This is a genomic window from Aeromonas sp. 600479 (assembly GCF_049175515.1).
Taxonomy (GTDB): Bacteria; Pseudomonadota; Gammaproteobacteria; order Enterobacterales; family Aeromonadaceae; genus Aeromonas; species Aeromonas veronii_A.
This window is the reverse complement of record NZ_JAAKVF010000024.1, coordinates 13,440-26,186: the sequence shown is the minus strand read 5'-3', so window position 1 is coordinate 26,186 and position 12,747 is coordinate 13,440. Positions and strand designations below refer to the sequence as shown.

Here is a 12,747-nt window from a genome sequence, read left to right as displayed (position 1 = left end):
CCTTCCTGCCATGCTCGCTGCCCAATGATGATGGGAGCCTGCTCGCGCTTTGCCGCCAAGATGGCTGATCTTATCAATACCCCCATGTATACTCGGGCCCTTGTCTTGGTCCCTGGATAGTAGAAGATGCAAGAGTATTTGGATTTTGCGGCCCGTAACCCGCTGCTGACCGCAGCCTGGTTGGGTCTGGCTGGCACCCTGGTTTACACCACTGTGCGTGCCCGTTTGTCTCCGGTAAAAACCGTCAACAATCACACCGCGACCCTGCTGATCAACCGCGAGAATGCCACCGTGGTGGATATTCGCAGTCAGGAAGAGTATGCCAAGGGCCATCTGGCCGGTGCCCAGCACCTGCCGCTGACCCAGATCCAGAGCAATAATCTGGGCCCGGTTGAAAAGCATAAAGATGCCCCCATCATAGTGGTGTGCGAGTCGGGAATGACTGCGGGCGGCGCGGGCCGTCAGTTGAGCAAAGCTGGCTTCAAGCAGGTTTATGTGCTCGGCGGTGGCATGGCCCAATGGCGTGCAGAAAATCTGCCGGTAACCAAGAAACGCTGATTTAAGCAGGGCCTGAGCCCACTTATCCATATAACAAGGAATCAAACGAAATGGCTGACGAGATCAACAACCAGGAAGTACAACCGGAATTCCACATCCAGCGTGTTTACACCAAGGATGTCTCTTTCGAAGCGCCGAACACCCCACACATCTTCCAGAAAGAGTGGCAGCCGGACGTCAAGCTGGATATGGATACCAAGACCAACATCCTGGCTGAGAGCGTGTACGAGGTTGTCCTGACCCTGACCGTGACTTGCAAACTGGAAACCGAAACCGCCTTCCTGTGCGAAGTACAGCAAGCTGGTATCTTCACCATCGGTAACCTGCCGGAGCCGCAACTGGCTCACTGCCTGGCTGCCTTCTGCCCGAACATCCTGTTCCCGTATGCCCGCGAAGCCGTGGCCAACATGGTGAGCAAGGGGTCCTTCCCGCAGCTGAACCTGGCACCGGTCAACTTCGATGCCCTGTTTGCCCAGCACATGGCGCAAGCACAGGCCCAGCAGGCGACTGCGGAAGCCTGATAATGGCTGACCAGATCGCTATCTCGGTCTTGGGGGCGGGGTCTTATGGCTCCGCCCTTGCCATTTCTCTGGCGCGCAACGGTCATCCGACCCTGCTGTGGGGTCACGACCCCGCTCATGTCGCCGAGCTGGAACAAGACCGCTGCAACAAGGCTTTTCTGCCTGATGTCCCTTTTCCTGCTGATCTGCAGCTAACTGCGGATCTGCAACGTGCGGTACAGGCTGCCCCCGTGCTGCTGCTGGTCGTGCCGAGCCATGTATTTGGCGATGTGCTGACCCGGATCAAACCCTTCCTGCGCCCCGATACCCGTATCGCCTGGGCCACCAAGGGTCTGGAGCCGGACAGTGGCCGTCTGCTGCAGGATGTGGCCCGTGAAGTGCTGGGTGACGAGATACCGCTGGCGGTGATCTCCGGCCCCACCTTCGCCAAGGAGCTGGCTGCCGGTCTGCCGACCGCCATCTCGGTCGCCTCGACTCACGACGAGTTCGCCGACGATCTCTCCCATCTGCTGCACTGTGGCCGCTCCTTCCGGGTCTATACCAATCCGGACTTCGTCGGTCTGCAGCTGGGTGGGGCGGTGAAGAACGTCATCGCCATCGGTGCCGGTCTCTCCGACGGGCTCGGGTTTGGCGCCAATGCCAGAACCGCGCTCATCACCCGGGGTCTGGTAGAGATGCAGCGTCTGGGTGCGGCGCTGGGTGCCGATGCCAAAACCTTTATGGGGATGGCGGGGCTCGGGGATCTGGTGCTCACCTGTACCGACAACCAGTCGCGCAACCGTCGCTTCGGGCTGGCCCTCGGGGCTGGCAAGGATGTGAACACCGCCATGACCGAGATCGGTCAGGTGGTGGAGGGGTATCGCAACACCAAAGAGGTGCATCTGCTGGCGGCCCGCTGCGGCGTCGAGATGCCCATCTGCGAGCAGATCTTCAAGGTGCTCTACGAGGGTAAGAACCCGAAAGAGGCGGCCATCGCCCTGCTGTCGCGAGACAAGAAGGACGAGTAATCTGCCGATTACCCATGCAAAAGGCCCCGCCAGATGGCGGGGCCTTTTCTTTGCTGCAAGGGCTGCAAATCAGTAGTAAGAGTGGTCGCCGCGCTGGTGCTCGGTGGCGTCTTTCACACCGTTGAGCTCACCCGGGAACTTCTCCAGCAGCTGCTTCTCGATCCCCTCTTTCAGGGTGTAATCGACCATGGAGCAACCGTTGCAACCACCGCCAAACTGCAGGATGGCCAGTTTGTCTTCAGTCAGCTCGACCAAGGTTACCTTGCCACCGTGACCGGCCAGCATGGGGTTCACTTCGGACATCAACACGTACTCGATGCGCTCGATTAGCGGCGCGTCGTCGGCCACTTTACGCATCTTGGCGTTCGGTGCTTTCAGGGTGAGCTGGGAGCCCATCTGATCGGTCACGAAGTCGATGGTGGCATCCACCAGGAAGGGGGCGCTCAGGGGATCGACCATGCAGTCGAAGCCGCTGAAGGGCAGGTGTTGATCTTCCGGGTCCACGGCATCGGGTGGGCAATAAGATACGCCACACTCGGCATTCTGGGTTCCCGGATTGACCACAAACACCCGGATATTGGTGCCATCAGGCTGTTTTTCCAGCAGTTTACGGAAATGGGCCTGGGCGGCGTCGGAAATGCTGATCATCACTATCCTCATAAACCTGAGTGTACGACTAGGGTATTCATGATAACGCGGTTATTAATGCTTGGGTAGCATGCCGATGGCTACTTGCTGTGCCGCAGGGTACGACAGATCGCCCACACTTCCACCTTTGTGATGCCGCTCTCATGGAGCAAACGGCTGAGCTGACCAGCGGTGGCGCCTGTGGTCACGACGTCATCGAGCAGGGCGACATGGCGATAGTGGTGGGGGCGGATCCGGAATGCCCCGCGCAGATTGCGCCGCCGCTGCCCGGCGCTCAGGGTTGTTTGTTGCGGGGTCGCCTTGATGCGCTGCAACAGGGTGTTGTCGCAGGGAATGTCGGTGAACTCGCCAAGGGCTTGCGCGATCTCCTCCGCCTGATTGAACCCGCGCCGCCACAGCCGCCACCAGTGCAGGGGAACCGGAATGATCGCCTCCGGCGGCTCGCGGCTATCGAGATGATCGGCCAAGAGGCGTGCCAGTAGCGGCGCCAGCAGGATCTGGCCGGAATATTTAAGCCGGGGGATCAGCATGGGGTAGGGGATTTGGTAGTCGCCGATCACCTGCAACCGCTCCCAGGGGGGAGGTCTGCGCTGGCAGCGACCACAGACCGGTATGCTCTTTTCTATATAGTCAGCCAGCGGTGCGGCGCAGAGGCGGCATCTCGGCTGTGACTGGTGCAGCGCCTGCCGGCACCAGCTGCAGAGCAGGGGCTCGTTGTCACAAGGCTGATGACAGAGGATGCAGCTCCCCTGCCAGTCGGCATGGCTGCCGAGCAGCGGGCTTGCTTTAGCGAGCAGTCGCTTTAACATGCTGACCCCAAGAGCATGAACAGGGATCTTGAGTCTAGATGAGCATATCGGTAGAGCAGTTTGGCCAGGGGCCCGATCTGGTGCTGTTGCACGGTTGGGGGATGAACGGCGCGGTCTGGCATGGCATTGCCCAGCAATTGGCGCTCCACTACAGGGTTCATCTGGTGGATTTGCCCGGTTTTGGCAACAGCCCGCTGGCAGACCAGGTGGATTACAGCCTGACCTGGCTTGCCGAGCAGGTGGCCGCCATCTTGCCACAGAAGTGCCATCTGCTTGGCTGGTCGCTCGGCGGTCTGGTGGCAAGCCAGTTGGCGCTGACGTATCCCGATCGGTTGCACTCCCTGATCACCGTGGCCAGCTCCCCCTGCTTCATGGCCCGTGATGAGTGGCCGGGGATCGCCCCCAAGGTACTGACCGGCTTCAACCAGATGCTGGCGGGGGATTTTCGCCAGACCATAGAGCGCTTTCTGGCGATCCAGGCCATGGGCAGCGAACATGCCCGGGATGATATCCGTCAGTTGCGCCATTGGCTGGCCGAGCGCCCGGCGCCCCAGTTTGCCGCACTCGAGGCCGGGCTGACGCTGTTGGCCGAGATTGACCTGCGCGAACCGCTGCGGGAGCTGGATCTGCCCTGGTTGCGGATCTATGGCCGACTGGATTCATTGGTGCCCAAGGCGGCCATTCCCCTGCTGGACGATCTCTACCCTGTCAGCCGCAGTGTGACCCTCAATAAGGCCTCACACGCACCTTTTATCTCCCATCCTGACGAATTCATTGAAATCGTTCGAGATTTTGTTGGCTAAAAAACAGCCGGTAAGCTTCATTAATCCTCTGGTCTGGCGGATAATTAAGCTGTGACCAGAGGAGTAACACCATGCGTATTGATTCTGCTTTCAACAGCGGGGTACAGGGATTTCAGCGAGCCGAGCAGATTGCCGACAAGGCATCCAATCAGATCGCCCGCCTCAACACCCCCAGCGGGGATCAGGTGCAAGTGACCGATGAGCTTGTCAATCTCAAGGTGGCCGAGCAGCAGGCTGGCGCTTCCGCCAAGGTAGTGCAGACTGCCAGCGATATGATGGGAACCCTGATCGACATCCGGGTGTGAGATGAACATCAATGTCAGTCTGCCTCCCCTTATCCCGACACAGCTGCAACCCCAAGTGGAAGCGGCGAGGACGGATAATCGCCGGGCAGAACTGATCCCGCAGGCCCGAGCGGGCCAAGCTTCCGTTGCCGAATCTGAAGTCGGCTCCCAGAAAGAGAAATCCAAAGCCGGTCAGGCCTCCAGCAATCAGACCTCCCAGAACAGCCGTGAAACCGGGCAACCGGCGCCGACGACACTGCCAGATAATCGCTTTGTCGAGGCAACCGGTGAGGATGGTCAGCGCAAGCAGCAAGATCCCAAACAGCAGGAGCAGCAACAGCGGCAAGAGCAGCAGGTTCAGGATCTTGTCGAGCGTGACAAGGAGGTGCGCACTCACGAGCAGGCGCATCAGTCTGCGGGTGGAGAGTACGCCAGCTCGCCCACCTATCAGTTTACGCAAGGGCCGGATGGCAAGCGTTATGCGACGGGTGGCGAAGTCCAGATCGATACCGGTGTCGTACCCGGTGACCCTGCCGCTACCATCGCCAAGATGCAGCAGATCCGCGCTGCAGCGCTGGCGCCTGCCGAGCCTTCTGCGCAGGATTTGGCCGTCGCGCGCAGCGCCGCCGCGAGTGAGGCCAAGGCACGCAAAGAGCTGATGGTCGAGCAGAGCGCGAAATCGGGCGGTGTTCTGAGCGCCTATATGGACAAGCGCAACAGCGTCATCGCGGGCCACTATCAACAGGCTGTCAGCCCGGCTTCTACCCAGTCCCTCAGTCTGCATATCTGAATCACCCTCGCTAAACTTTCAGCTGCTTTGCCTGTTTTGCAACTAACCTGAAGATCAGGCCCATTCCAATTTCACAGGAGCTGTCATGCATTTCGATGAAGTCAAAGCGGAAGATTTCACCACCTTCTCCCGTGTACCGCCCCCCCACCTGCAGATGGAGCAATTTCTGATGCAGCTCGGAGGAGGAGGAACTGAAGGAACCAGTTTCAAGAAGAAAGTGATGCTGGCGGCTGGCTGGAGCCACACCGGCGTCGTCTCTTACGGCAAGTATCCGCAAGAGGCCTGCAAGGCATTCAACCGACTGCGGGAGGTGCTGGCCCAGCATGGAGAGCCCGAGAGCATTCTTGCTGCCCTGGCGCAGTGATCCTGAGCTTCGCGTGTAAAAAAGCCCCTTGCGGGGCTTTTTGCATTCAGAGGTGTTCTGGAAGGTGTCGTTACTTTTTCGCTTTGGAGAGCGCCGCCGCGAAGGCGTTGCCCATGGCACCACCCATATGGGGGCTTTGGCGCGGCTCATTTCTTGGCTTGGTGTTGCCAGCACTGCTGTTGCGCGCTTCAGCCGGCTTGCGGGCGGGCTGCCCTGCCTTTTCGTCGAGGCGCATGGTCAGGCTAATCCGCTTGCGCGGGGCGTCCACTTCCAGCACCTTGACCCGCACAATGTCGCCCGCCTTGACCACCTCACGGGGATCCTTGACGAAACGGTCGGTCAGGGAGGAGATGTGCACCAGACCGTCCTGATGAACACCGATATCGACGAAGGCGCCGAAGTTGGTGACGTTGGTGACCACCCCTTCCAGTACCATCTCTGGCACCAGGTCGCTGATCTGCTCCACACCTTCCTTGAAGGTCGCGGTTTTGAACTCGGGGCGCGGGTCGCGGCCCGGCTTGTCCAGCTCGCCGATGATGTCGGTGACGGTAGGTACGCCGAATTGCTCATCGGTATAGTCGGCCGGTTTCAGGCTGCGCAGCAGGCTGCTGTTGCCGAGCAGGCTCTCCACGGTCTGCTCCAGCTTGGCGAGGATCCGCTCCACCACCGGATAGGACTCCGGGTGTACCGCTGAGCTGTCGAGGGGATTGCTGCCGCCGCGAATGCGCAGGAAGCCGGCGCACTGTTCGAAGGCTTTGGGGCCGAGTCGGCTCACTTTCAGCAATTGCTGACGGCTCTTGAATGCGCCGTGCTCATCCCGGTAGGCGACGATGTTCTGGGCCAACGTCTGGGAGAGGCCGGAAACCCGGTTGAGCAGGGCGACCGAGGCGGTATTCACGTCCACACCGACCGCGTTCACGCAATCCTCGACCACCGCATCCAGCCGGCGGGCCAGCTGGCTCTGGCCGACGTCGTGCTGATACTGGCCCACCCCGATACTCTTGGGGTCGATCTTGACCAGCTCGGCCAGCGGGTCTTGCAGGCGGCGGGCGATGGAGACAGCTCCACGGATCGAGACATCGAGGTCCGGGAATTCCTGGGAGGCAAGCTCGGAGGCGGAGTAGACAGATGCCCCCGCTTCGCTCACTACTATCTTCTGCGCCTTGGCGGCGGGGTAGCGCTCGAACAGATCGCTTACCAGGCGGTCGGTCTCCCGCGAAGCGGTACCATTGCCGATGCTGATGAGCTCGACCTTGTGTTTTTGGCACAGCTCGCTCAGGGTCTTGAGGCTCTGATCAATCTGGCGTTTTGGTTCGAACGGATAGATGGTGGCGTGATCGACCAGTTTGCCGGTGGCATCCACCACGGCCACCTTGACCCCGGTGCGGATGCCCGGATCCAGCCCCATGGTGCAGCGCATGCCGGCCGGGGCCGCCATCAGCAGATCCTTGAGGTTCATGGCGAACACCTTGATCGCCTCCTCCTCTGCCGACTCGCGGATACGGCCGATCAGCTCGGTCTCCATCTGAAGCGACAACTTGATCTTCCAGGTCCAGCTCACCACCCCTTGCAGCCATTTGTCGGCCGGGCGGTTCTGCAGATTGAGCTTGAGGTGGTGGGCAATGATCCCTTCGCAGGGGCTGGCACTCTCGTCGTCACCGGTTACCAGCGCCAGATTGAGGATCCCCTCATTGCGGCCGCGCAGCATGGCCAGTACCCGGTGGGAGGGGGCCTTGTGCAGGGGTTCGTCGTGTTCGAAATAGTCCTTGAACTTGGCCCCTTCCTGCTCCTTGCCTGCCACCACGCGGGCGCGCAGGGTGGCATTTTGCCACAGGTAGTCGCGCAGCTTCTCCAGCAGGTCGGCCTGCTCGGCGAAGCGCTCCATCAGGATATAGCGGGCGCCGTCGAGGGCTGCCTTGTTGTCGGCAATGCCCTGTTCGGGATTGAGGAAGGCGGCAGCCGCTTGCTCGGGATCCTGCATCGGGTCGTTGAGCAGCAGGTTGGCCAGCGGCTCCAACCCGGCTTCGATCGCCATCTGCCCCTTGGTGCGGCGCTTGGGCTTGTAGGGGAGGTAGAGATCTTCCAGTCGGGTCTTGCTGTCGGCGCCATTCAATTCGCGGGCCAGCTCGGGGGTCAGTTTGCCCTGCTCTTCGATGGAGCGAATGATCACCTGACGGCGATCTTCCAGTTCACGCAGATAGCCGAGGCGGCTCTCCAGAGTACGTAGCTGGCTGTCGTCCAGACCGCCGGTCACCTCTTTACGGTAACGGGCGATAAAGGGCACGGTCGAGCCTTCATCCAGCAGGCGTACTGCGGCCTGCACCTGCTCCGGGCGAGCATTGAGCTCACCGGCAATCTGTCTCTCTATGGTTTGCATCATGATGTTGTTGAGGGCCTCTGTGGTCGAGTCCGCGCCATCAGGCGCCAAGTGTGAGCACTATATGGGGTCGTGTTGCGGGATGCCACCCTGCGCCGAGGCCACCGTCATGCAGATTGATGGTGCTGCTGGGGGGAGGCACTTATCTTGCCTTGGCACTTGCTGCTCAGGATGTGGCTGTGGCAAGCAGCCCGCCAGCAGTCCCATTATTTGGAATAGCTGATCTCGTTGATATACCAGCAGGCGTCACCAACTGGCGTACAGACGATGGCTTCATCCCCAACCTCTTTCTTGAGCAGGGCGCGGGCCATGGGGGAGTCGATGGAGATGTAATCCTTGCGCTCGAAGATCTCGTCATAGCCGACGATGCGAAAGCGTTTGGTCTCGCCCTCTTCGTTTTCCACCTCGACCCAGGCGCCGAAGAAGACCTTGCCCTCCTGCGCGGGGGCATAGTCGACGATCCCCAGCTCTTCGAGGCATTTGCGCAGGTAGCGTACCCGCCGGTCGATCTCCCGCAACCGCTTCTTGTTGTACTGGTAGTCGGCATTTTCGCTGCGATCCCCCAGACTGGCGGCCCATGCCACCTTCCTGGTGACCTCGGGGCGCTCCTGGCGCCAGAGGAAATCGAGCTCTTCTTTCAGCTTGTTGTAGCCTTCGCGGGTGATCAGCTTTGTCTTCATGGTGATGCGGACCTGTCAAAGAGGGGTATTCATCGCTAACTGCTCGGGAATATTAGCTTTTGTCCTCTTGCTGTCGAGGGAAATCGTGATGGCTCGGCTGGCGCCATTCAGGGAGTCGCTGGCCAGCGCAGTGACTTGATGGCCGTCACGCTCTCGGGACGGGTAATAACCGGTAACATATTTGTGCTTTGCTCCCGCTATATCCCCCCCTAGTATTGGGGGCAGCGAAAGAATAAGAGGCAAAGCAATGAGTCAGCAGCAATACAAGGTCCTGGTCGTGGACGATGACCTGAAATTACGTTCCCTGTTGGAACGCTATCTCACCGAGCAGGGCTTCGTGGTGCGCGGCGTGGCCAATGGTGAACAGGCCGATCGCCTGCTGACTCGTGAAAACTTCAGCCTGATGGTGCTCGACCTGATGTTGCCGGGGGAGGATGGGCTCTCCATCTGCCGCCGTCTGCGGGAAGCGGGCAACCAGATCCCGGTGCTGATGTTGACAGCCAAGGGTGATGAAGTGGATCGCATTGTCGGGCTAGAGATGGGGGCCGATGACTATCTGCCCAAGCCATTTAATCCCCGTGAACTGCTGGCGCGGATCCGAGCTGTGCTGCGCCGCCATACTGTCGAGTTGCCAGGGGCTCCCTCTGCTGCAGAGAAGGTGGTCAACTTCGGAGCCTTCCAACTCAATCTGGCTACCCGTGAGCTTAGCCGGGATGGTGAGCCGATGGCGCTCACCAGCGGTGAATTTGCGGTGCTCAAGGTGCTGGTCAGCCATCCGCGCGAGCCGCTTTCCCGCGACAAGTTGATGAATCTGGCACGTGGCCGCGAATATACCGCCACCGAGCGCAGTATCGACGTACAGGTCTCTCGCCTGCGCCGCCTGCTGGAGCAGGACCCGGCCCAACCTCGCTATCTGCAGACCGTCTGGGGTCTGGGGTATGTCTTTGTGCCAGATGGTGACGGTGCATGAAAAAAGTCGGCAGCATGTTTTCCCGCATGCTCTGGTTTCTGGCCGCCGTCCTGGTGGTCTATCAAGCGGTCTCCTACGTCACCTTCTACAACTATCTACTGGCGCCGACCGTCAAGCAGATCAGTCACTTGCTGGCCAATCAGGTCAAGCTGATCTTTCCGGTCAATACCGAGCAACTGGCGTTGAGTGAAGATGCCGAGGCACTGGTCTATGTGACGACCGGTACCGACATCTACACCCAGAGCGAGGCGGTGCAGCATGGCTTCAACGATGCCAAGCCGTACCCCTATCTGGAGGAGAACATCAGCCGTGAACTGGGCGGTCCGGCCAAGGTGCGGGTCGAGATCCAGGATCACTACATCATCTGGATCCAGCCACCGCAGGCCAGCAAAATCTGGGTACGGATCCCGCTGACCGAGATTGAAGATGACGATATTGAACCCCTCATCATCTATCTAAGTGTACTGTTGGTGATCACCCTGTTTGCGGCCTGGCGCTTTGCCCGCCAGCTGGTGCGCCCGCTCGAGGATCTCGAGGCTGGCGCGGTTGCAGTGGCCAGAGGGCATTTCCCGGAGGCACTGGGGGAGCAGGGGTCACGGGAGGTACGCCGTCTGACTCGCACCTTCAACCACATGTCCCACTCCATCAAGAGCCTGATCGAGGAGCGTAACCTGATGATGGCGGGGGTTTCCCACGACCTGCGCACTCCGCTGACCCGCATCCGGCTGGCTACCGAGATGATGTCCTCCGGTGACGAATATCTCAAGGAGAGCATCAACTCAGACATTGATGAGTCCAATGCCATCATCGATCAGTTCATCGACTACATCCGTCCGGATGAGGGGCAGGCTCCGGTACCTGTCGATCTGACCCAGTTGGTGCATGATACCTTGCTGATCTACTCGGAGCAGGGGTTGGAAGTCGATCTGGCGCTGCCACAAGAGGCAGTGAGGGTGGCCTGCAATCCGGTCAGCATCCGACGGGTGCTGAACAACCTCTCAAGCAACTCGCTACGCTATGGGGCGAGCAGGTTGCATGCCGAATTGAAGGACGATGGGCACTGGGTGCGCCTGCGCCTCTCCGATGATGGCCCCGGCATCCCCGAGCAGGACTACTCCCGGGTACTGAAGCCATTTACTCAGGGGAATATCGCCCGCACTGTCGGTGGCAGTGGCTTGGGGTTGGCAATTGTGGCCAAAATTGTCGCCCAGCACCACGGTACTATCCGGTTGGGGAGCTCGGAGCTCGGCGGCTTGCTGGTCGAGATGCGGCTGCCAAAACATCAGCCACAGGAGTGGATGGATTGAGAGAAGGGCGTATCCGTGGATACGCCCTTCTGCATGGTCAGCTCTTTGTCTCGGCTGATGCACGATAGCGTTTGCCGTACTTGAGCTGCTGGATCAGCAGGGCGGCAACGATGAGCGCCAACCCGATGGGGGTGGCCGGATGGATGGCTTCGCCGATCAACAGGTAGAGCAGCACCAGTGAGGCAAACGGCGAGATAAAGATGAGGTTGCTGATGGGGGCCGTGTTGGTGGCATGGCGCAGCGCCATCAGCCAGAGCACGAAACCGAAGCCCATTTCGAACAGTCCCACATAGATGGCTCCAGCCCATCCCTGCCAGGCGGTCATGGCAAAATCGGAGAGCAACCAGGTTGCAACGACGATAAAAGGCAGGCTGATCATAAAGCCGAGCAACAGGCTGACAATGGGATCCCCCTGATTGCGGGTGTTGAGGATCCAGTAGCTTGCCCAGATGAGGGTCGAGACCAGCGCCAGCGTCACGCCGAGGGAACTGTCGAACTGGAGGCCGAATACATCCCCTCTGGTGGCGATCACCAGTGCGCCAAAATACCCCAGCACGATGGCGACGCCATCACGCCGACGCAGCTTCTGGCCGAGGAAGGGGACGGCCAGCAGACTGAGGGTAATGGCCCAGGTGTAGTTGAGGGTCTGTGCCTGCTGGGCAGGCAGCAGGTCATAGGCCTTGAACAGCAACAGGTAATAGAGAAAGGGGTTCAGCACACCCAGAGTCAAGTAGTAGAAAGGGCGGGCCTTGATGTAGCTCCCCAGCAGCGGCAGTTTGCCCTGTTTGGCGACGACGGCTGTCAGCGTGAGAGTTGAGGTGAAGGCGGCCACAAGCAACAGTTGCACGGGTTCGAAATAGGCGAGGGAGATCTTGAAGGCTGTGGCGACCGTCGACCAGAGGGCAACGGCGCAAAGGCCATACTGATAGGCTTTCTTTTGATCTTTGAGCATGGGATGTCGTTCCACTGACGGAGGCAAGCGCACAGTCTACCAGTCTGCTTGTAACATTGTCGTTACCTGGGTGTTGGTAGCAGAGTGCGTTGCCGCAGGCGAGATCCATCTGTTACATAAAACTGCGCATAATCTGTTCGCTCTCCCTTGCGCAAATTTGAAAAATCCGTATAATCCCCTCCGCTTACCCGTGAGGTAAGCCAGACGACATGTCTGTTGCTGAGTTTACTGCTTGCAGAGACCAGCCATACAGTCCTCCCGATATGGGAGGAAACGTGAAAAATCGCACCTCTGGCGGGAGAAATCTCGGTCGGGCGGTGTTGATTTATGTTCTTTTATCTATTGGAGCTCTGTCAATGCAGAACCAAAGAATCCGTATCCGCCTGAAGGCTTTTGATCATCGCCTGATTGATCAATCCACTGCGGAAATCGTTGAAACTGCAAAGCGCACTGGCGCGCAGGTTCGCGGTCCTATTCCGCTGCCGACTCGCAAAGAGCGCTTCACCGTCCTGATCTCCCCGCACGTCAACAAAGATGCGCGTGATCAGTACGAGATCCGCACTCACAAGCGTCTGGTAGACATCGTTGAGCCGACTGACAAGACCGTAGACGCCCTGATGCGTCTGGATCTGGCAGCTGGTGTAGACGTCCAGATCAGCCTGGGTTAATTACGGAAA

General features: G+C 59.6%; 15 protein-coding genes. 10 read left to right on the top strand and 5 right to left on the bottom strand.

Features of this window, described 5'->3' with window-relative positions:
* Positions 1 to 126: 126 nt before the first annotated feature.
* From G5149_RS19445 to gpsA, 3 genes are read left to right on the top strand one after another with little or no spacing between them, the layout of a single operon-like run.
* Positions 127 to 558 (top strand): rhodanese-like domain-containing protein, encoded by a 432-nt coding sequence (locus G5149_RS19445; protein WP_005340640.1) that lies wholly within the window; start codon positions 127 to 129, stop codon positions 556 to 558.
* A gap of 50 nt (positions 559 to 608) precedes the next feature.
* Entirely contained in the window at positions 609 to 1,079 is a 471-nt protein-coding gene (gene secB, locus G5149_RS19440; RefSeq protein WP_042054222.1) for a protein-export chaperone SecB, read from the top strand.
* A 2-nt stretch (positions 1,080 to 1,081) separates the two neighbouring features.
* The gene (gene gpsA, locus G5149_RS19435; protein WP_005356865.1) at positions 1,082 to 2,086 is read left to right on the top strand and encodes an NAD(P)H-dependent glycerol-3-phosphate dehydrogenase; all 1,005 of its coding nucleotides are present in this window, start codon (positions 1,082 to 1,084) and stop codon (positions 2,084 to 2,086) included.
* 69 nt (positions 2,087 to 2,155) lie between these two features.
* Here the strand turns inward: gpsA and nfuA are convergent, their stop codons facing one another.
* Both nfuA and G5149_RS19425 read right to left on the bottom strand, forming a co-directional pair.
* Entirely contained in the window at positions 2,156 to 2,734 is a 579-nt protein-coding gene (gene nfuA / locus G5149_RS19430; protein ID WP_005340636.1) for a Fe-S biogenesis protein NfuA, read from the bottom strand.
* An 80-nt stretch (positions 2,735 to 2,814) separates the two neighbouring features.
* Positions 2,815 to 3,543, bottom strand: coding sequence for a ComF family protein (locus G5149_RS19425; RefSeq protein WP_421213408.1), 729 nt, complete (start codon positions 3,541 to 3,543; stop codon positions 2,815 to 2,817).
* 38 nt (positions 3,544 to 3,581) lie between these two features.
* Between G5149_RS19425 and bioH the strand changes: the two genes are divergently transcribed.
* The 4 genes from bioH (at position 3,582) to G5149_RS19405 (ending at position 5,784) form a co-directional block, all read left to right on the top strand.
* Positions 3,582 to 4,346, top strand: a complete 765-nt coding sequence (gene bioH / locus G5149_RS19420) for a pimeloyl-ACP methyl ester esterase BioH (RefSeq protein WP_421213406.1) — start codon at positions 3,582 to 3,584, stop codon at positions 4,344 to 4,346.
* Positions 4,347 to 4,417: 71 nt separating this feature from the next.
* Positions 4,418 to 4,651 (top strand): flagellar basal body rod C-terminal domain-containing protein, encoded by a 234-nt coding sequence (locus G5149_RS19415; RefSeq protein WP_005340632.1) that lies wholly within the window; start codon positions 4,418 to 4,420, stop codon positions 4,649 to 4,651.
* Position 4,652: 1 nt separating this feature from the next.
* Positions 4,653 to 5,420: a putative metalloprotease CJM1_0395 family protein gene (locus G5149_RS19410; protein WP_421213404.1), complete on the top strand. Its 768-nt coding sequence runs from the start codon at positions 4,653 to 4,655 to the stop codon at positions 5,418 to 5,420.
* Between the two features lie 85 nt (positions 5,421 to 5,505).
* Positions 5,506 to 5,784: a hypothetical protein gene (locus tag G5149_RS19405; RefSeq protein ID WP_005340630.1), complete on the top strand. Its 279-nt coding sequence runs from the start codon at positions 5,506 to 5,508 to the stop codon at positions 5,782 to 5,784.
* 70 nt (positions 5,785 to 5,854) lie between these two features.
* Here the strand turns inward: G5149_RS19405 and G5149_RS19400 are convergent, their stop codons facing one another.
* Both G5149_RS19400 and greB read right to left on the bottom strand, forming a co-directional pair.
* Positions 5,855 to 8,164, bottom strand: coding sequence for a Tex family protein (locus G5149_RS19400; protein WP_421213403.1), 2,310 nt, complete (start codon positions 8,162 to 8,164; stop codon positions 5,855 to 5,857).
* 203 nt (positions 8,165 to 8,367) lie between these two features.
* Positions 8,368 to 8,841 carry a transcription elongation factor GreB gene (greB, locus tag G5149_RS19395; RefSeq protein WP_421213401.1) on the bottom strand — a complete coding sequence of 158 codons (474 nt, stop codon included), beginning with the start codon at positions 8,839 to 8,841 and terminating at the stop codon, positions 8,368 to 8,370.
* 247 nt (positions 8,842 to 9,088) lie between these two features.
* On the opposite strand from greB, the gene ompR reads away from it, so the two are divergent.
* Both ompR and envZ read left to right on the top strand, forming a co-directional pair.
* Entirely contained in the window at positions 9,089 to 9,811 is a 723-nt protein-coding gene (gene ompR, locus G5149_RS19390; protein WP_005340625.1) for a two-component system response regulator OmpR, read from the top strand.
* Positions 9,808 to 11,118, top strand: a complete 1,311-nt coding sequence (gene envZ, locus G5149_RS19385; RefSeq protein ID WP_199415582.1) for a two-component system sensor histidine kinase EnvZ — start codon at positions 9,808 to 9,810, stop codon at positions 11,116 to 11,118. Before ompR ends, envZ begins: the two co-directional genes overlap by 4 nt.
* A gap of 37 nt (positions 11,119 to 11,155) precedes the next feature.
* Here the strand turns inward: envZ and G5149_RS19380 are convergent, their stop codons facing one another.
* Positions 11,156 to 12,070 (bottom strand): DMT family transporter, encoded by a 915-nt coding sequence (locus G5149_RS19380; protein WP_199415583.1) that lies wholly within the window; start codon positions 12,068 to 12,070, stop codon positions 11,156 to 11,158.
* Positions 12,071 to 12,426: 356 nt separating this feature from the next.
* Here G5149_RS19380 and rpsJ point away from each other — a divergent pair, with 356 nt between their 5' ends.
* Positions 12,427 to 12,738: a 30S ribosomal protein S10 gene (gene rpsJ / locus G5149_RS19375; protein ID WP_005307944.1), complete on the top strand. Its 312-nt coding sequence runs from the start codon at positions 12,427 to 12,429 to the stop codon at positions 12,736 to 12,738.
* Positions 12,739 to 12,747 lie beyond the last annotated feature (9 nt).

Excerpts from the sequence above, each read along its gene's own strand:
- G5149_RS19445 (WP_005340640.1), top strand. The coding sequence starts at position 127 with ATGCAAGAGTATTTGGATTTTGCGGCCCGTAACCCGCTGCTGACCGCA.
- secB (WP_042054222.1), top strand. The coding sequence starts at position 609 with ATGGCTGACGAGATCAACAACCAGGAAGTACAACCGGAATTCCACATC.
- gpsA (WP_005356865.1), top strand. The coding sequence starts at position 1,082 with ATGGCTGACCAGATCGCTATCTCGGTCTTGGGGGCGGGGTCTTATGGC.
- nfuA (WP_005340636.1), bottom strand. The coding sequence starts at position 2,734 with ATGATCAGCATTTCCGACGCCGCCCAGGCCCATTTCCGTAAACTGCTG.
- G5149_RS19425 (WP_421213408.1), bottom strand. The coding sequence starts at position 3,543 with ATGTTAAAGCGACTGCTCGCTAAAGCAAGCCCGCTGCTCGGCAGCCAT.
- bioH (WP_421213406.1), top strand. The coding sequence starts at position 3,582 with ATGAGCATATCGGTAGAGCAGTTTGGCCAGGGGCCCGATCTGGTGCTG.
- G5149_RS19415 (WP_005340632.1), top strand. The coding sequence starts at position 4,418 with ATGCGTATTGATTCTGCTTTCAACAGCGGGGTACAGGGATTTCAGCGA.
- G5149_RS19410 (WP_421213404.1), top strand. The coding sequence starts at position 4,653 with ATGAACATCAATGTCAGTCTGCCTCCCCTTATCCCGACACAGCTGCAA.
- G5149_RS19405 (WP_005340630.1), top strand. The coding sequence starts at position 5,506 with ATGCATTTCGATGAAGTCAAAGCGGAAGATTTCACCACCTTCTCCCGT.
- G5149_RS19400 (WP_421213403.1), bottom strand. The coding sequence starts at position 8,164 with ATGATGCAAACCATAGAGAGACAGATTGCCGGTGAGCTCAATGCTCGC.
- greB (WP_421213401.1), bottom strand. The coding sequence starts at position 8,841 with ATGAAGACAAAGCTGATCACCCGCGAAGGCTACAACAAGCTGAAAGAA.
- ompR (WP_005340625.1), top strand. The coding sequence starts at position 9,089 with ATGAGTCAGCAGCAATACAAGGTCCTGGTCGTGGACGATGACCTGAAA.
- envZ (WP_199415582.1), top strand. The coding sequence starts at position 9,808 with ATGAAAAAAGTCGGCAGCATGTTTTCCCGCATGCTCTGGTTTCTGGCC.
- G5149_RS19380 (WP_199415583.1), bottom strand. The coding sequence starts at position 12,070 with ATGCTCAAAGATCAAAAGAAAGCCTATCAGTATGGCCTTTGCGCCGTT.
- rpsJ (WP_005307944.1), top strand. The coding sequence starts at position 12,427 with ATGCAGAACCAAAGAATCCGTATCCGCCTGAAGGCTTTTGATCATCGC.